Below are 17223 nucleotides of genomic sequence, written 5' to 3' on the forward strand. Positions count from 1 at the left end.
AGGGGCAGTGGATCTCTTCCACCCCAACCGGGCTGACTTCAGGCGTCCCTCCGGCGTACGGCCCACCAACCCGCCAGCACCGCAGCCCCCGCCCAGACCGCCGTGACGGCGAGGCCGCTCCAGGGGCCGAGGCTGCCCACCGGATCCTGGTGGAGCACCTGTTGGCCGGCCCGGTCCGGCAGATACTCGGCGGCACCCTCCGCCACGTCACCGACCACGAACGAGACGATCAGGATGAAGGGGATGAGAATGCTCAGTACGGCGACGGCGCTGCGCAGCAGGACGGTCAGCCCGGCGGCGAAGAGTGCCATGAGGGCGAGATAGATCCCACCCCCGATGCAGGCGCGCAGGGCCCCCGGATGGCTCAGTCCGATGGTGTACTCGCCCATGAAGGCCTGGCCCACCAGGAACGTCGCATGGCTGGTGACGAGGCCGGCGATGAGCGCGGCCGCGCCCACGATCGCCGTCTTGGCGGCGTAGAACAGGCCTCGGTGCGGCACGGCGGCGAGGGAGATGCGCAGCGCGCCGTTCAGGTACTCGGACGAGACGGCGGTCGCTCCGAAGCTGATGGCCGCGATCTGGGCGAAGTTCAGCGCGTAGAACGCGTCGAAGAGCGGCTCGGCGCCCGGGTTGTCGGCCTCGGCCTGGCCCACGGTGGGGAAAACCATCAAGGTGATGGCGAGAGTGACCGCGAAGATCGCGATGAGCGACCCGAAACTGGCCCGCACCGACCTGATCTTGATCCATTCGGAGTGGAGAACGGCCGTGGTCGACATGGTTTCAGACCTCCTGAGGGGTCGTCGGGGACGCGGCTGTGAACTCCGTGTCGTCAGCGGTGAGGGCGAGGTAGGCCTGCTCCAAGGAGGCCTGTTCGTCGGTGAGTTCCAGAATGGGGATGCCTTCGCCGGCGGCAAGCGCGCCGATCTCCTCGGCCTTGGCGCCGTCGACGAGCCACCGGCCGTCGTCGCTCTGCGCGACCTCGTACCCCTTGCGTACGAGGGTGGCGCGCAGCCGTGCCGGATCAGTCGTACGCACCCGCACGCGCGCATGGCTGTGTGCGTCGAGGAAGTCCTGCATCGGGGTGTCCGCGAGCAGCCTGCCCCGGCCGAGGACGACGAGGTGGTCGGCGAAGCTCGCGGTCTCGCTCATCAGATGGCTCGAGACGAGCACCGTGCGGCCTTCGCGGGCGAGGCGGCGCAGCAGCTCGCGGATCCAGATGATGCCTTCGGGGTCGAGGCCGTTGGACGGCTCGTCCAGCAGGACGACCTGCGGATCGCCGAGGAGGGCGGCCGCGATGCCGAGGCGCTGGCGCATGCCGAGCGAGAAGGTCTTGATGCGGCGGCCGGCCACGGAGGCGAGTCCGGCTTCTTCCAGCACCTCGTCGACGCGACGTGCCGGGATGCGGTTGCTGACGGCGAGGGCGCGCAGATGGTTCCGGGCGGTGCGGGAGCCGTGCGCTGCCTGGGCGTCGAGGAGTGCCCCGACGTGGCGCAGCGGTTCGTCGATCGTGGCGTAGGGCCGTCCGCCGATGGTGGCGGTGCCGGATGTGGGCCTGTCGAGGCCGAGGACGAGGCGCATCGTTGTGGACTTGCCCGCGCCGTTGGGGCCGAGGAATCCCGTGACCCGGCCCGGTTCGACGGTGAAGGTCAGCCGGTCCACGGCCCGGGTGGTTCCGTACTCCTTGGTCAGGTCTTTGACGTCGATGCTGGTCATGGAATCAGCGTCGCGGCCGGGGCGGGGGCCGGGCCTCCCCCGCGGGTGGCTTCCGTCTCCCCCTGACGGGGGAGCCGTCGCGTGACGCCCCCTGGCACGATGACGGCATGCCCCGGCTGCCCCGCCCTCTGCGACCGCTGACCCGTGCCGTCACGTACACCCGCTGGCTGCACATGCTCGTGGGCGCGTTCATCGCGTTCGTCTGCGGCCTGGTCTATCCGGGGTTCGTCGATCTGTCGTTGGCGGAGTGGGCGCTGGTTCCCCTCATTCCCGTCCCCCTGCTCGTGGCGGCGGCCATGGTGCCCGCGATGCGGCGGGCCGAGGGGCTGCAGGCACAGCTGATGCTGTTTCCCGGGCCGCACGCGCGCGTGAAGGACGGCAGCGGGGATCCCGGTATCTCCGCGGCGCCGTCCACCTCGTGGAGCGACAGGGGCAGGACCGCGGTGTGGATGGTGCTGCGACTGGAGGTCGGCTGTGTCATCGCGTTTCTGTCAGGCCAGTTCATGGCCCTGTCCCTCTCACTGGTCGGCGCGGCCGCGGGCATCAGCGACGACGCGAACACCCTGATTCCGGTCACCGGGCAGCACTGGGCGTACGCGCTGCTCGTCCCCGTTCCACCTCTGGTCCTGGTGCTGGTGGTGGCGGCGGTCGGGCCCGTGGTGACCGCGGCAGCCCGCCGCCTGCTCGGGCCGTCTCCGAAGGAGCGGCTGGCCGCGCTGGAGGAGCGCACCGAGCAGCTCCTTGAACGCAACCGGATCGCCCGGGAGTTGCACGACTCGATCGGGCATGCGCTGACCGTCGCCGTCGTCCAGGCGGGAGCCGCACGCGCCGCAGCCGACCCCGAGTTCACCGACCGGGCGCTGGACGCCATCGAGGAGACGGGACGGACGGCCCTGGAGGACCTGGAGCGTGTCCTGCTCGTGCTGCGTGAGGCGGAGCAGCCCGCGAGCAGCCGGCCCGGACTCAGCGAGGCGGACCGCCTGTTCGACTCGGCGCGCGCCTCCGGCGCGAAGGTCGACGCCGAGGTGACCGGCCCCCTGGACCAGGTGCCGGGGCCGGTGTCCCGGGAGGGGTACCGGATGCTTCAGGAGGGCCTCACCAATGTGCTGCGGCATGCGGGACCGGTGCCGGTCCACGTCCGCATCACCGTGGACCACGCGTGCCTGCGGATGGACATACGCAATCCCCTGCCCACCACGTGCGGGCCTGTCACGGGCGGTGGCAGCGGGAGCGGTCTGCGCGGGATGCGCGAGCGCGCCGCACTCCTCGGCGGACAGACACGGGCGGGCCAGACGGACGGCGAGTGGCAGGTGCACGTCGAACTGCCGCTGTACTGATCTAGGCTGACCACGTGCCGCTCACCGTGCTGCTGGTCGACGACGAACCCCTCGTACGCGCGGGGCTGCGCGCCGTTCTCGAGGCGCAGCCGGACATCGAGGTGGTCGGTGAGGCCGCTGACGGGGCTGCCGTGATCCCCCTGGTGCGCCGGCTGCGTCCGGACGTCGTCGCCATGGACGTACGGATGCCGCTGATGGACGGGATCGAGGCCACACGCGCGGTGCTGCGCTCCGTTCCGGAGCCGCCGAAGATCCTTGTGGTCACGACGTTCGAGAACGACGAGTACGTGTACGGGGCGCTGCGCGCAGGCGCGGACGGATTTCTGCTGAAGCGCGCGCGGCCCGCCGAGATCGTGCACGCCGTGCGACTGGTCGCCGAGGGCGACTCCCTGCTGTTCCCGGCGGCGGTACGGCAGTTGGCGGCCGAGTACGGCAAGGACAACGGCAACGCGGCAGCCCGCGCGGCGATGGAGCGCGCCGCGCTGACCGACCGCGAGGCCGACGTACTCCGCCTGATGGCCCGCGGCCTCAACAACGCGGAGATCGCCGAGCGCCTCCTGATCGGCACGGAAACGGTCAAGTCCCACGTCAGTGCCGTACTGGCGAAGCTGGGGGCACGGGACCGCACGCAGGCCGTCATCGCGGCGTACGAGTCGGGGTTCGTCTCACCAGGGTGAACGACCGGGCGGAGCCACTCGTCCCTCACCGACCACCGGATCACATGTCAGTCACTAATTCTCCATTTCTTCTTCACACTTGTGGTCGCGGCCCTACCGTCATCCCCACTCGCACCATCCCAGGGGGACGGCATGACCAACCCGTACACGCCACAATCCGGCATCCCACCGCGCGTCGCGCCGAAATGGGCCCGTAAGCGCTTCGTGCTTCCGGCCCTCGCGATCGCGTTCTTCATCGGCCTCGGCGCCACAGGAGGCGGCGACACCGGCGGCGACGCGCAGACGGCAGCCGACCAGCCGCAGCCCACCGCCACCGTCACGACCACCGCGACCGCCACGGAGACCGCCGAGCCGGAGCCGGCCGCCACGGTGACCGTCCATGCCACCAGGACCGTGAAGGCGACGGTCACCGCCCAGCCCGCCGACGGCTCCGGCGGCAGCAGTGCGGGCGACGAGTCGGTGTACTACGGCAACTGCAGCGAAGCCCGCGCCGCCGGGGCCGCCCCGGTGCACCGCGGCGAGCCCGGCTACGGCAGCCACCTCGACCGTGACGGGGACGGCGTCGGCTGCGACATCTGACAGCCGGGTCGACCAGGGGCGAGGGAGCCACGGGGAGTCCCACGGGTCCCTTCAGCCCCACCGGTACGGCCCGGCCGCCGACCAGGCGGCCCTGTCTCACCACTGTTCCACAGCGGCGGGTACCATCCGCCCCACACGCGCACGAGCTGGAAGGACGGACGTTGGGGCTGCTGACCGGCGGGGATCCCTCTCTGCTGCGGCGTATCAATTCCGCCGTGGTGCTGCATGCGCTGCGCGCCGCGGATCCTGCCACGCTCACCGAGATCACCAGGGTGACCGGGCTGTCCCGGCCGACCGTCGAGGGCGTCGTCGAGGGGCTCGTCGAGGCCGGCCTCGTGGTCGAGACGGCCGCCGACGAGGGGGCGACCAGGAAGCAGGGGCGGCCCGCCCGGCGGTTCCGGTTCCGGGCGGAGGCCGGTCATCTGCTCGGCCTGGAGATCGGGCCGCACCGCGTGGCCGCCGTCCTGGCCGATCTGGAGGGCCGGATGCTCGGCACGGCGTCGAAGGACGTCGACGAGACCGCGCCGGCCGACGAGCGGCTGGAGCGGTTGCGTACCGCGGTCGCCGACCTGCTGCGTAAGGCCGGCGTCGCACGCAGTTCCCTGCGGGCCGTCGGCGTGGGCACACCCGGCATCGTGGAAGCCGACGGCACCATACGCCTGGGTACGGCCCTTCCCGAATGGACGGGACTGCAGCTGGGCGAGCGGCTCCGGCGCTCCTTCAAATGCCCGGTGCTCGTGGAGAACGACGCCAACGCAGCCGCCGTCGCGGAGCACTGGAAGGGCGCGGCGACCGAGTCCGACGACATGGTGTTCGTGATGGCGGGGCTGAGTCCCGGCGCCGGCTCACTGATCGGCGGGCGGCTGCACCGGGGGTACGGCGGGGCGGCCGGGGAGATCGGCGCACTGCACCTGCTGGGCCGTGAGGCCACCCCGGAGACACTCCTGTCGACGACGGACGAGCCGCTGCATCCGCTGGACGAGCAGGCGGTCGCCGAGGTCTTCGCACAGGCCCGCGGAGGAGACGAGCGGGCCCTGGCGGCCGTCGACCGCTTCATCCAGCGACTCGTGCACGACGTCGCGGCGCTCGTGCTGGCGCTCGATCCCGAGCTCGTCGTGGTCGGCGGCTGGGCAGCCGGTCTGGACGGCGTGCTGGAGCCACTGCGCCGCGAGCTGTCCCGTTACTGCCTGCGGCCGCCGCGGGTCGCTCTGTCGATGCTCGGCGAGGCGGCCGTGGCGACGGGCGCACTACGGCTTGCCCTCGACCATGTCGAGGAACAGCTGTTCGCGGTGGAGGGGACGGTCACGGCGCGGCGGTGAGGGGCCGCCGGTCACGGCGCGGCGATGAGGGTCCGCCGACTACGCGAGAGCCCGTTGCCGACGGTGCAGGGCCGCCTACCACGCGAGACCCCGTCGGCCTGTGGGGCCACAAGTGCCGTACGCCTTACGGGACTCCAAGGAGCACGGCGTGCGGGACTCCAACGAGCCCGGCTCGCGGAGTCCACGGGCGCGTGGCTCGCGGGAATGCAAGAGGCACGGCAGCGGGGCGCCACGTGCCCCGTCGCGTCCGGGGTCCCCGTCAGGAGGCGCGGCGCTCCGGATCGTGGTGGATCTCGACGCCGCCGGAGTCACCGAAGGTGAGACGGCAGGTGTCGGCGCGGTACGTGGCCACGGACACCGCGGCGGTACGGCCCTCGGCAAGGAAACGGGTCGTGACGACGAGCACCGGCGCGCCGGGCAGCCGGTCGAGCGCCTTGGCGTCGTCCGCGCGGGCCGAGCCGAGTTCGACGGCACTGTCCTGGCTTTCGAGCGCGAGCCGCTGCAGCTCGCGCAGCACGGCACGCGCGCGTGCCGGACCGGAGGGCGCCGCGATCGCGGAGAGGTCGGGCACCGACGAAGCGGGGATGTAGAGCAGCTCGGCGGCGACCGGCTGGCCGTGCGTCACGCGCATACGGCGCACCGTGTGCACCGTCTCGTCGGCCCCGGTCTCCAGGATGCGGGCCACGGCCGCGGGCGGAACCGACCGGGTGCAGTCCGCCGGCTGCCAGACGTCACCGACGGCGCCCGGCCACACGTGCTCGGCGGCCCCCACGGCCACACCCATGCGCGGCGGCGCGACGGTGGTACCGACTCCGCGACGGCGCTGCAGGCGTCCCTCCAGCTCCAGCTGCTCGAGTGCCTGCCGGAGCGTGGCGCGGGCGACCCCGAACCGGGCGGCCAGATCGCGCTCGTTCGGAAGGATCTCCCCCACCGAGAACTCGGCGTCGAGTGCCTCACTGAGCACGGTCTTGAGGTGCCAGTACTTCGGCTCCGGCACCGTTTCCAGCTGAGTGGTCCCCACCCTGTCCTCCGCAATCGCCGTGTCCCCGGCGGCGTTTCAGCGCCTTGTTTATTAAAGGTCCTTGCACTATGCCTGCGACGATAAGCCGGGCCCCACCCTTGGTCAAGACCAATCCTCGATCCGCATCAGGCATGCAAGTCAGATCGACGGGAGAGTTCACGGACTGTTCGTGATCGGCACGCGCGCGTGGAGCGGGTCTGCGGGAGCACGGAACGGCGACGCCACGAAGGGCATGGGCACGCCACGACACGCTGATCAGGCGCTAGTCGAGGCAGGCAGACGATCAGCGCGAGGCGAGGGGGACGAGCTTGTCCGGGTTGCGCACCACGTAGACACGCTGGATCCGCCCGTCGGCCACCTCCAGCTGGAAGACCGTGTCGGGCTTGCCGCCCGACAGGACAAGCGCCGCCGGGCCGCCGTTGATCTCCAGGAAGCGGATCTCCAGATCCGGGATCCCCTCGCGGCCCACCGCGGCGAGGAAGCGGCCCACCTTGTCGGCCGACTCGATGACGCGCAGGGGCGCCTTGGACTTGCCGCCGCTGTCGCCCACCAGCTGTACGCCGGGTGCCAGCAGGGACATCAGCCCCTCCAGGTCGCCACCCGCCGCCGCGGCGAGGAACCGCTCGGTGAGGTCGCGCCGCTCGCCGGGGTCCACGTCGTAGCGCGGCCTGCGTTCGTCGACGTGCCTGCGCGCCCGGGCCGCCAGCTGCCGCACCGCGGACTCGTTACGGTCGAGAGTGGCGGCGATCTCGGCGAACGGGAATCCGAAGGCCTCCCGCAGGACGAACACCGCGCGCTCCAGAGGTGACAACGACTCCAGGACGACGAGGACGGCGAACGACACGGAGTCGGCGAGCACGGCCTGTTCCGCGGTGTCCGCGACGGTCGGGCCGAAGTCCGTCACCAGGGGCTCGGGCAGCCAGGGCCCCACGTACGTCTCGCGCCGGGACCGGACTTGGCGCAGCCGGTCGAGAGCTAGGCGCGTGGTGATCCGCACCAGATAACTGCGTGGCTCGCGCACGTCCGTCCGATCGTCGGAGGACCAGCGCAGCCATGCCTCCTGGACGACGTCCTCCGCGTCGGCCACGCGGCCGAGCATGCGGTAGGCGACTCCCATCAGCACGGGCCGGTGTTCTACGAAGGCATCGGTCGCGGTGTCGGTTGCCACGCCCCCATCCCAGCGGACGGGTCCGGTCCTGTCCAGCAACGCGTTCTCCTTGCAGCGGCATCCCGCCACAAATCCTGGAACGAGGACTACCCGCCAGTAGCCTTTGCTGACAAGCTGTCTACGCGTCGGCGCTTCACGCGGCCCCAACGGGCCGATGACGCCTGGGCACACGAGATCCCGGTGCGTCCCCAGACGAGGAGTCAGCAATATGGCCGAAACGGTCTCCTTCCCGGTCGAATCCCCCCAAGGCCCCCAAACGGTGTCCCTCGCCTACACACGCGTGGGCGCGGGTGAGCCACTCCTCCTCCTGCACGGCATCGGCCACCACCGCCAGGCGTGGGACCCGGTGATCGACATCCTGGCGACCGAGCGCGACGTCATAGCGGTCGACCTGCCCGGATTCGGCGAGTCCCCCGCGCTGCCCGACGGGCTGGCCTACGACCTGTCGACGGTGGTGCCCGCACTCGCCTCGCTCTGCGAGGCGCTGGAGATCGAGCGCCCGCATGTCGCGGGCAATTCGCTGGGCGGGCTGCTGGCCCTCGAGTTGGGCCGCGAGAAGCTCGTACGGTCCGTCACGGCGCTGGCGCCCGCGGGGTTCTGGACGGAGGCCGAGCGCCGGTACGCCTTCAGCACGCTGCTGGCGATGCGGCAGGGGGCACGGCTGCTGCCGGTGCCGCTGATCGAACGGCTCTCGCGCACGGCGGCCGGGCGTGCCGCCCTGACCAGCACCATCTACGCGCGCCCGGGCCGCCGTTCGGCCGAGGCCGTGGTCGCCGAGACCCTGGCGCTGCGCAACGCGACCGGGTTCGCGCCGACGCTCACGGCGGGGCGGCAGGTGCTCTTCAAGGACGACGTTCCAGGAGTCCCGGTCACCGTCGCCTGGGGTACCCGGGACCGCCTGCTGCTGCACCGCCAGGGGGTCCGCGCCAAGCGCGTCATCCCCGGCGCGCGGCTGGTGCGGCTGCCCGGGTGCGGACACGTCCCGATGAACGACGACCCCGCGCTCGTGGCCCGGATCGTCCTCGACACGAGCCGCTGAGCCCTTCGGGCTCGTCTCCCACCTCGCTAAGCCGCGAAGTGCCCCTGGACGGGCTGGATTTTCCAGCCCGTCCGGTGTTTGACCGGCGCGCGTCGATCCCCGCGTGTCCGGTTCCCCTATGCCTGCGGCCAGTTGTTCACTTGGGGTTTGTGTGTGCGCTGCGGCGCACGAGTAGTTGTGGCATCGCATCTTGGTCCGACCCGTCACTGGAGGCCATCCATGTCCCACAACCCGTCCCCCGGCCGGCGCTCCGTACTGCGCGGCTCCCTCGCGGCGTCCGCCGCGCTGGCCCTGCCCACCGCGGGCGCCCTGGCGGCCGCGGCCCCCGCCCAGGCGCTGTCGGGCCGACCGCGTGCCGCATGGGGCGTGCAGGCGGGCGATGTGACCACATCCTCGGGCCTGGTGTGGGTGCGTTCCGACCGGCCCGCGCGGATGATCGTGGAGACCGCCGCCACCGAGTCCTTCCGTAATCCGCACAGATGGCAGGGGCCTCTCCTCGGCCCGGACACGGACTTCACGGGTACGGTCCCGCTTCGCGGCCTGCCGCCCGGCGAGCAGATCCACTACCGGGTCACGCTGGCCGACCCCGAGGACTACCGCCGCACCGGTGAGCCGGTCCTCGGCACCTTCCGCACCGCGCCCGCCAAGCGGCGCGAGGGAGTGCGGTTCCTGTGGTCGGGCGACATCGTGGGGCAGGGCTGGGGCATCAACCCGGACATCGGCGGCCTCTACGCGTACGAGGAGATGCGCAAGCTCAACCCGGACTTCTTCCTGTGCAGCGGTGACTCCATCTACGCGGACGGGCCGCTGTCGTCGACGGTGACGCTGCCCGACGGCCGCACCTGGCGGAACGTCACCACCGAGGAGAAGTCCAAGGTCGCGGAGACGCTCGCCGAGTACCGGGGCAACTTCCGCTACCCGCTCCTCGACGAGAACGTGCGCCGGTTCAACGCGCAGGTGCCGACGATCGCCCAGTGGGACGACCACGAGGTCGTCAACAACTGGTACCCGGGCGAGATCCTCACCGACAGCCGCTACACGGTGAAGGACGTCGACACGCTGGCCACCCGCGCCCGCCAGGCCTTCAGCGAGTACTTCCCGATCTCCACGCTGCCCTCGACGGGCGAGGACGGCCGGGTCCACCGGGTCGTCCACCACGGTCCGCTGCTGGACGTCTTCGTCCTGGACATGCGTACCTACCGCAACGCCAACTCGCCCGGCCGGCAGACCGACGACACCACGGGCATCCTGGGCGCGGAGCAGCTGGCCTGGCTGAAGCAGGAGCTGTCGCGTTCGCGCGCGGTGTGGAAGGTGATCGCCGCCGACATGCCGCTCGGCCTGGTCGTGCCCGACGGCGCGACGGACATCGAGGCCGTCGCGCAGGGCGACCCGGGCGCGCCGCTCGGCCGTGAGCTGCAGATCGCCGAGCTGCTGCGGTTCATCAAATACCGCCGGATCACGGGCACGGTGTGGCTGACGGCGGATGTGCACTACACGTCGGCGCAGCACTACGACCCGTCGCGTGCGGCCTTCCAGGACTTCGAGCCGTTCTGGGAGTTCGTCTCCGGTCCGCTGGCGGCGGGCGGCTTCCCCGCGAACGCGCTGGACAACACCTTCGGGCCCGACCGGGTCTTCGTGCAGGCGCCCACGAAGGCGAACGTGTCGCCGATGGAGTCGCCGCAGTACTTCGGCGAGGTCGACATCGACGGTGAGAGCGGCGAGTTGACGGTCCGGCTGCGGGCCACGGGGGGTTCGGTGCTGTTCACCAAGGTGCTGCAGCCGGGTCGTGTGGGTCAGTAGTCCGTCGTAACCGGTTCGCGCCGAGGAGACTCGCGCGTTCCAACCGACGCGTGCGGCGGGACGTCCCCCTCGGGGCGCCCGCCGCCGCTGTTCCGTCCGGCTGACGGTCCGGCACCCTCGCCGACCAGATTCGCGAGCCTCACAGTACGAGGCTCACACTGCCCCACACTGTCCTGACCTGGGCCTTTGCTGCACTGGCGATTGAACGTGAAATTACTGCAAAAAGGACAGTTACCGCTTTACCCGTCAGTCACAATTCGTTCGTGATCACGCAACACCTCTCCTTCACAGTGGATGCATGAAGCGAGAGATGTCTGACGTAACCCGTGCCAAGCACGGTCGTCCCGTACACCACTGGCGGCGGGACGTGGTCGAACTGGCGGCACTGTTCACGGCCGTCGCGGTGGCCGACGCCGTGGCGAACCTGGTCGGGCACGGGCCCGACGGCCCCGCCCTGCTCGCGGTCTCGGCCGTGGCGCTGATCGCCACGGCGGCGTTCCACACATGGTGGTCACGACGCCACGGTCACGCTCCGCCCACGAGCGATACCGGCGCCCCGCCGCTCGTCGCCGCCGAGCAGGCCGGGCCGTCAGCAGCCGGAGCGGCGGCCGCCACGGGGCTGTCCACCGCCGCGGCACCGTCCGCCGACGCGACGACGCTGTGGCGGATGCGGACCACCGTCCGTGACGAGCCCGGTTCGCTGGCCGCGCTGTGCACCGCGCTCGCCCACCACCAGGTCGACATCCTGAGCCTGCAGACGCATCCGCTGGCCGAGGGCACCGTCGACGAGTTCCTGCTGCGCGCCCCCGCCGAGCTGCCCGCGGGCGAGGTCACCCGCGCCATCTCCCACGCGGGCGGCACCGGCATCTGGATCGAACGGGCGGACGCCCACGACCTGGTGGACGCGCCGACACGCGTCCTGAGCCTGGCCACGCGCACCGCACTGGACGGCGCCGAACTGCCGCTGGCACTGCGCCAGTTGCTCGGCCGGTGCACGATCCGCTCACTGCCCGCGGCCCCGGACGACCGCGGCGGCGAGAACAACGCTCCTGTCGAGGGCGCTCTCGAGGACACGGTGATGCGGCTGCGGGCGCCCGAAGGCGGTGTGATCACGGTGGAGCGGCCGTATCTGCCCTTCACGCCGACCGAGTTCGCGCGCGCCCGTGCGCTCGTCGAGCTGGACACCCGGCTGGGCCCGCGCGTGCCGCGCAGCAAGGACGTGCTGACGCTGCCGCAGGGCAGCGCCATAACGGTACGCAGGGCGGACACCGCCGATCTGGAGGCCGCCAAGGACATGCACGAGCGGTGCTCCAAGCGCACCCTGAGCATGCGGTACCACGGCCCTGTCCCCGACGCCGACCGCTACCTGGGCCACCTGCTCAGCCCGCGCTTCGGCCGCACCCTCGCCGTCCAGACCGACACCGGCCGCATCGTCGCCCTCGGCCATCTCCTGTGGGACGGCGACGAGACGGAGGTCGCGCTGCTCGTCGAGGACGAGTGGCAGCGCCACGGCATCGGCAGTGAACTCCTCGGCCGTCTGGTCACGATGGCCGTCGAGGCGGGTGCCGAGAGCGTGTACGCGGTGACGCAGGCCTCCAACACGGGGATGGTCGCCGCCATGCGCGGCCTCGGTCTGCCCCTCGACTACCAGATCGAGGAGGGCACGCTGGTGATCACGGCCCGCCTCGACGCGACGCCGGTGCGTTCGCGTCTGCCGTACGACCACCAAAGCGGTGCCGGTCAGGACCGCCAGTTCGCACGGGACCGGCAGGACTGACGGGACCGGCGCGACCAGGAGCGACCGCTGGACCACTGGGCGGGGCGGCCGGACGAGGCCGCCCCGCCCAGCCGTTCACGCGCCCCGGGCCCCGTTCAGCGCATGATCCAGGTCGTGCCACAGGTCGTCGACGTCCTCGAGGCCGACCGACAGGCGCAGCAGCCGGTCGCTGACTCCGCACGACCGGCGGTCATCGCCAGCCACGATCCGATGGCTGATGGACGCGGGGTGCTGGATGAGCGTGTCGACGCTGCCCAGGCTGACGGCTGGGGTGATCAGCCGTACCCCGGCGATCACCTCGTGCGGGTCGTCCCGTACCTCGAAGGCGACCATGGCACCGCCAAGGCGGGGGTAGTGGACACGCGCGACGCGCGGGTCGGCGGCGAGCCTGCGCGCGAGTTCTGACGCTGTCGCCGATGCCGCACGCACGCGTACCGGCAGGGTCGCGAGCCCCCGCAGCAGCAGGTAGCCGGCCAGCGGATGCAGTACGCCGCCGGTGGCGAACCGCACCTGCCGCAGGCGGCGCCCGAACTCCTCGTCGCAGGCCACCACTCCGCCGAGTACGTCCCCGTGCCCGCCCAGATACTTGGTGGCGCTGTGCAGCACCAGCCGGGCCCCGGACTCGGCAGGCCGCTGCAGCACCGGTGTGGCGAACGTGTTGTCGGCGAGCAGCGGCACGGAGCCGCAGTCGTGCGCGACGGCACGCAGATCGATCTCGGCCAGCGTCGGGTTCGCGGGTGACTCGACGAGTACGAGCCCGGTGTCCGGCCGCAGGGCGTCCGCGATTCCGGCCGGGTCGGTCCAGGTGACCTCCGAGCCCAGGAGCCCGGCCGACAGCAGGTGGTCGCTGCAGCCGTACAGCGGGCGCACGGCGACCACATGGCGAAGGCCGACGGAGTTGCGTACGAGCAGCACCGCGGTGAGGGCGGCCATGCCGCTGGCGAAGGCGACCGCGCTCTCGGTGCCCTCCAGCCGTGCGAGTGCCGTCTCGAAGCGGGCCACGGTCGGATTGCCGAGACGCCCGTAGACCGGCGTACCGGACGGCTCGGTGCCGTCGGCGGCGAACGCGTCGATGCGGGCGGCCTCGCCACGGCTGTCGTACGACGGGTAGGTGGTGGACAGATCGATCGGGGGCGCGTGCAGGCCGAGCCCGGCGAGGTCGTCGCGGCCCGCGTGGACGGCTTCGGTGGCCAGCGCTCGGTAGGCCCTGGGCCCGGTCGCCGGGGCCCTACGTACGGTGTCGTCGTCGATGTCGGTGTCCATGGGCGACAGGGTGAACAAGGGCCGGAGTGATGACGCCGCAGTCCGTGCTACGTTCGGCGGATGCCCGAATCCGTCGTACTTGATCCGGTTGACCTGCACATTCTGCGGCTTCTGCAGAACGACGCACGCACCACGTACCGCGACCTCGCCGCGCAGGTAGGCGTCGCGCCCTCGACATGCCTGGACCGGGTGGCGCGGCTGCGCCGCTCCGGGGTGATCCTGGGCCACCGCCTCCGTCTGGACCCGGCGAAACTGGGGCGCGGGCTTGAGGCACTGCTCTCGGTCCAGGTGCGCCCGCACCGGCGGGAGCTCGTAGGGCCGTTCGTGGAGCGGATCCGGTCGCTGCCGGAGGCGCGCACCGTCTTCCATCTCACGGGCCCGGACGACTACCTCGTCCATGTCGCCGTGGCCGACGCGGCCGACCTGCAGCGGCTGGTGCTGGACGAGTTCACGGCGCGCCGCGAAGTCGCGCGGGTCGAGACGCGGTTGATCTTCCAGCAGTGGGAGTGCGGCCCGCTGCTCCCGCCGGAAGCCGCGTGACCCCGAACCATCGTCACCCCCGGACGCCGTGAGGCCTGAATCCCCGTGACGCGGCCCGCTTCCCCGTACAAGGATGGCCGTATGTCAGAGACCACGAGCCCGAGCCAGAGCCAGAGCCCGCTGCCCCGCGAAGTCGCCGACGCCTACGTCGACGAGCTCATCGCCCTCGACCCCGTGACCGGTACGTATCTCGGTGTGAAGGAGAGTTCCAGCAAGCTGCCCGACTTCTCCCCCGCGGGCCAGGAGGCGCTCGCGGAGCTCGCCCGGCGCACCCTCGCCCGGCTCGACGAAGCAGAGCGCCGTCCTGGCGCCGACAGCGGCATCGAGCGCCGCTGCGGGAAGCTGCTGCGCGAGCGGCTCACCGCCGAGCTGGCCGTGCACGACGCCGACGAAGGCCTGCGTGCCGTCAGCAATCTGTCCTCGCCCGCGCACTCGGTGCGTACGGTGTTCACCGTGACGCCCGCGGCGACGGAGGAGGACTGGGCCGCCATCGCGGAGCGGCTGAGGGGCGTCCCGGCCGCCCTGGAGGGCTACCGTGACTCGCTCGCGGTCGGTCTGGAACGGAAGTTGTACGCCGGTCCGCGCCCGACCGCGACCTTCATCGAGCAGCTGTCGGAGTGGGCGGACACGGACGGCTCCGGTCGCGGCTGGTTCGAGGACTTCGCCTCCGCAGGGCCGGATGAGCTGCGGACCGAGCTGGACGAGGCCGCGGGCAAGGCCACCGCGTCCGTCGTCGCCCTGCGCGACTGGATGCGCGACGTGTACGCGCCGACGATCGAGGGCGCACCGAACACGGTGGGCCGCGAGCGGTACGCCCGCTGGTCCCGCTACTACAACGGCACGGACCTCGATCTGGACGAGGCGTACGCGTACGGCTGGTCCGAGTACCACCGCCTTCTCGGCGAGATGAAGACCGAGGCCGAGAAGATCCTTCCCGGTGCGGCCACGCCGTGGGTGGCGCTGGCCCATCTCGACGAGCACGGCACGCACATCGAGGGCGTCGACGAGGTGCAGCGCTGGCTCCAGGGCCTCATGGACGAGGCGATCGAGGCGCTGGACGGCATGCACTTCGAGCTGGCCGAGCGGGTACGGAGGGTGGAGTCCCGTATCGCCCCGCCGGGGAGCGCCGCGGCTCCGTACTACACGCCCCCGTCGGAGGACTTCTCCCGCCCCGGGTGCACCTGGCTGCCGACGATGGGGCAGACGCGCTTCCCGGTCTACGACCTGGTGTCGACCTGGTACCACGAGGGCGTGCCCGGCCACCACCTGCAACTGGCGCAGTGGACGCACGTCCGGGAGGACCTGTCCCGCTACCAGGCGAGCGTCGGCGGCGTGAGCGCCAACTGCGAGGGCTGGGCGCTGTATGCCGAGCGGCTCATGGACGAGCTCGGCTTCCTCACCGACGCGGAGCGGCGCCTCGGCTACCTCGACGCGCAGATGATGCGTGCCGCGCGCGTCATCGTCGACATCGGCATGCACCTGGAGCTGGAGATTCCGGCGGACTCGCCGTTCCACCCCGGCGAGCGCTGGACTCCGGAGCTGGCACAGGAGTTCTTCGCGGCGCACAGCAGCCGCCCTGCGGACTTCGTCGAGAGCGAGCTGACCCGCTATCTGTCCATCCCGGGCCAGGCCATCGGCTACAAGCTCGGCGAACGCGCGTGGCTGCTCGGCCGCGAGAACGCGCAGAAGCGGCACGGTGACGCCTTCGACGCGAAGGCCTGGCACATGGCGGCGCTGTCGCAGGGGTCGCTGGGACTCGACGACCTGGTGGACGAGCTGTCGAAGCTCTGAGCCGGTTGCTCTTCGGCGGCGGCCGACGCGGTCCGCGGACGCGGACGCGGCGGCCGCCGCCGGGTGCAGGGGGCCACGCGCCGCGCTCGGGGTCGAACGCGCGGGAGGCGCGGTGGAGTTCCGCGCGGGAAGCGCGGCGCAGGTCCGCGCGCGAGCTGCGGCGCAGTGCCGCGCGGGAAGCGCGGTGTGGCTCGGCCAAGGAACCGGCACCGGCACCGGCACCGGCACCGGCCTCAACGGCGGAAGCCTCCCTCCGAGTTGATGACCTGGCCCGTGATCCACTCGGCCTCGTCCGTCGCCAGCCAGGCGATGAGGCGGGCCGGGTCGTCGGGCATGCCCCACCGGCCCGCCGGGAACATGCCGGCGACGCTCTCGTAAGCCTCGCCTGACAGGTAATCCGTGTCCACCGGGCCGGGGTTGACCGTGTTCACGGTGATCGCGTGCTCGGCGAGCGTCGTCGCGAGGGAACGTGTGACGGACGCCAGGGCGCCCTTCTGCAGCCCGTACGCGATCTCGCCCGGCATACCGCCCGCGATGTCCTGTCCCGAGGTCATCATCACCACCCGCCCGCCGGGCGTACGGGGCGGTGGCTCGGCGCGCAGCCGGGCGAAGGCCTGGACGAGCAGGATCACGGAGCGCGTGTCGATCGCCCAGTGTGCGTCCAGCATCCGGGCGTCGATGGTGTCGAGGGTGCCGTCGTCACCGCTGAGCGCGTGGTTGGCGACGAGGATGTCGAGCCGGCCGCCCAGCGCCTCGGTGGCGGTACGGACGAGCTCGGCCGGGGCCGCGGGGTCGGACAGATCCCCAGGCCCGTCGAGAACCCGTGCGCCGGGGTCGGCCCGAGCCTCCCGCACCCCGGTGACGACGTCCTCCGGCCAGTCGGCGCCCCAGGGATGGGCTGCGTCGTGCGGCACGTGGTGGTGCAGATACACGCTCGCCCCGTACGCGACGAGGCGGCGGGCCACGGCGTAACCGATGCCGCCGCGGCGGCTCGCACCGGTGACGAGCGCGGTACGCCCGCGCAACGGAAGCGGGTTACGGCGCAGCTGTGCGGCGGTGGGGTGCGGAAGTCGGGGCATGACAGATCATGATGCGCTCCGGTACCGCCGTCGGGCACGCGATTTTCGCCCGCCGCCATCGTTCTGCGACGGCCGACGTGGGCACGCGCCGCTGGGGGCACGCGCCGCTGGGGGCACGCA

15 protein-coding genes are annotated in these 17223 nt (G+C 71.8%); 9 read left to right on the forward strand and 6 right to left on the reverse strand.

Translation table 11 applies throughout. From position 1 onward, the window contains the following. Nucleotides 1-38 precede the first annotated feature (38 nt). Nucleotides 39-776 carry an ABC transporter permease gene (locus tag ACSMXV_RS07945; RefSeq protein ID WP_473176997.1) on the reverse strand — a complete coding sequence of 246 codons (738 nt, stop codon included), beginning with the start codon at nucleotides 774-776 and terminating at the stop codon, nucleotides 39-41. Nucleotides 777-780: 4 nt separating this feature from the next. After that, nucleotides 781-1713 carry an ABC transporter ATP-binding protein gene (locus ACSMXV_RS07950; protein WP_473176998.1) on the reverse strand — a complete coding sequence of 311 codons (933 nt, stop codon included), beginning with the start codon at nucleotides 1711-1713 and terminating at the stop codon, nucleotides 781-783. Nucleotides 1714-1829: 116 nt separating this feature from the next. On the opposite strand from ACSMXV_RS07950, the gene ACSMXV_RS07955 reads away from it, so the two are divergent. The 4 genes from ACSMXV_RS07955 to ACSMXV_RS07970 all read left to right on the forward strand — a co-directional run bounded on the left by ACSMXV_RS07955 (nucleotide 1830) and on the right by ACSMXV_RS07970 (nucleotide 5625). Beyond that, nucleotides 1830-3050, forward strand: coding sequence for a sensor histidine kinase (locus ACSMXV_RS07955; protein WP_473178857.1), 1221 nt, complete (start codon nucleotides 1830-1832; stop codon nucleotides 3048-3050). Nucleotides 3051-3064: 14 nt separating this feature from the next. After that, nucleotides 3065-3727: a response regulator transcription factor gene (locus ACSMXV_RS07960; protein ID WP_181866745.1), complete on the forward strand. Its 663-nt coding sequence runs from the start codon at nucleotides 3065-3067 to the stop codon at nucleotides 3725-3727. Nucleotides 3728-3859: 132 nt separating this feature from the next. Then, on the forward strand, nucleotides 3860-4306 hold the full coding sequence (locus ACSMXV_RS07965) for an excalibur calcium-binding domain-containing protein (protein ID WP_473176999.1): 447 nt from the start codon (nucleotides 3860-3862) through the stop codon (nucleotides 4304-4306). A gap of 161 nt (nucleotides 4307-4467) precedes the next feature. Further along, complete coding sequence (locus ACSMXV_RS07970; protein ID WP_473177000.1) at nucleotides 4468-5625, forward strand: ROK family transcriptional regulator; 1158 nt, start codon at nucleotides 4468-4470, stop codon at nucleotides 5623-5625. Nucleotides 5626-5884: 259 nt separating this feature from the next. On the opposite strand, the gene ACSMXV_RS07975 is transcribed toward ACSMXV_RS07970, so the two are convergent. Together ACSMXV_RS07975 and sigJ are read right to left on the reverse strand one after the other, a co-directional pair. Continuing rightward, nucleotides 5885-6646 (reverse strand): GntR family transcriptional regulator, encoded by a 762-nt coding sequence (locus ACSMXV_RS07975; protein ID WP_473177001.1) that lies wholly within the window; start codon nucleotides 6644-6646, stop codon nucleotides 5885-5887. A gap of 283 nt (nucleotides 6647-6929) precedes the next feature. Next, nucleotides 6930-7814, reverse strand: coding sequence for an RNA polymerase sigma factor SigJ (sigJ, locus tag ACSMXV_RS07980; protein ID WP_473177002.1), 885 nt, complete (start codon nucleotides 7812-7814; stop codon nucleotides 6930-6932). A 208-nt stretch (nucleotides 7815-8022) separates the two neighbouring features. Between sigJ and ACSMXV_RS07985 the strand changes: the two genes are divergently transcribed. The 3 genes from ACSMXV_RS07985 (at nucleotide 8023) to ACSMXV_RS07995 (ending at nucleotide 12430) form a co-directional block, all read left to right on the forward strand. After that, nucleotides 8023-8853: an alpha/beta fold hydrolase gene (locus ACSMXV_RS07985; RefSeq protein ID WP_473177003.1), complete on the forward strand. Its 831-nt coding sequence runs from the start codon at nucleotides 8023-8025 to the stop codon at nucleotides 8851-8853. Between the two features lie 219 nt (nucleotides 8854-9072). Continuing rightward, on the forward strand, nucleotides 9073-10653 hold the full coding sequence (locus ACSMXV_RS07990) for an alkaline phosphatase D family protein (protein WP_473177004.1): 1581 nt from the start codon (nucleotides 9073-9075) through the stop codon (nucleotides 10651-10653). A gap of 310 nt (nucleotides 10654-10963) precedes the next feature. Then, nucleotides 10964-12430: a GNAT family N-acetyltransferase gene (locus tag ACSMXV_RS07995; RefSeq protein WP_473177005.1), complete on the forward strand. Its 1467-nt coding sequence runs from the start codon at nucleotides 10964-10966 to the stop codon at nucleotides 12428-12430. 75 nt (nucleotides 12431-12505) lie between these two features. Here ACSMXV_RS07995 and ACSMXV_RS08000 read toward each other — a convergent pair whose 3' ends face one another. Beyond that, nucleotides 12506-13693 (reverse strand): trans-sulfuration enzyme family protein, encoded by a 1188-nt coding sequence (locus ACSMXV_RS08000; protein WP_473177006.1) that lies wholly within the window; start codon nucleotides 13691-13693, stop codon nucleotides 12506-12508. A 60-nt stretch (nucleotides 13694-13753) separates the two neighbouring features. On the opposite strand from ACSMXV_RS08000, the gene ACSMXV_RS08005 reads away from it, so the two are divergent. Next, nucleotides 13754-14233 carry an Lrp/AsnC family transcriptional regulator gene (locus tag ACSMXV_RS08005; protein ID WP_181657857.1) on the forward strand — a complete coding sequence of 160 codons (480 nt, stop codon included), beginning with the start codon at nucleotides 13754-13756 and terminating at the stop codon, nucleotides 14231-14233. An 81-nt stretch (nucleotides 14234-14314) separates the two neighbouring features. Then, nucleotides 14315-16024: a DUF885 domain-containing protein gene (locus ACSMXV_RS08010; RefSeq protein ID WP_473177007.1), complete on the forward strand. Its 1710-nt coding sequence runs from the start codon at nucleotides 14315-14317 to the stop codon at nucleotides 16022-16024. A 233-nt stretch (nucleotides 16025-16257) separates the two neighbouring features. Here ACSMXV_RS08010 and ACSMXV_RS08015 read toward each other — a convergent pair whose 3' ends face one another. Continuing rightward, complete coding sequence (locus tag ACSMXV_RS08015; protein WP_473177008.1) at nucleotides 16258-17103, reverse strand: SDR family oxidoreductase; 846 nt, start codon at nucleotides 17101-17103, stop codon at nucleotides 16258-16260. Nucleotides 17104-17223 lie beyond the last annotated feature (120 nt).

The sequence above is a fragment of the Streptomyces sp. DSM 42067 genome, from assembly GCF_055792885.1.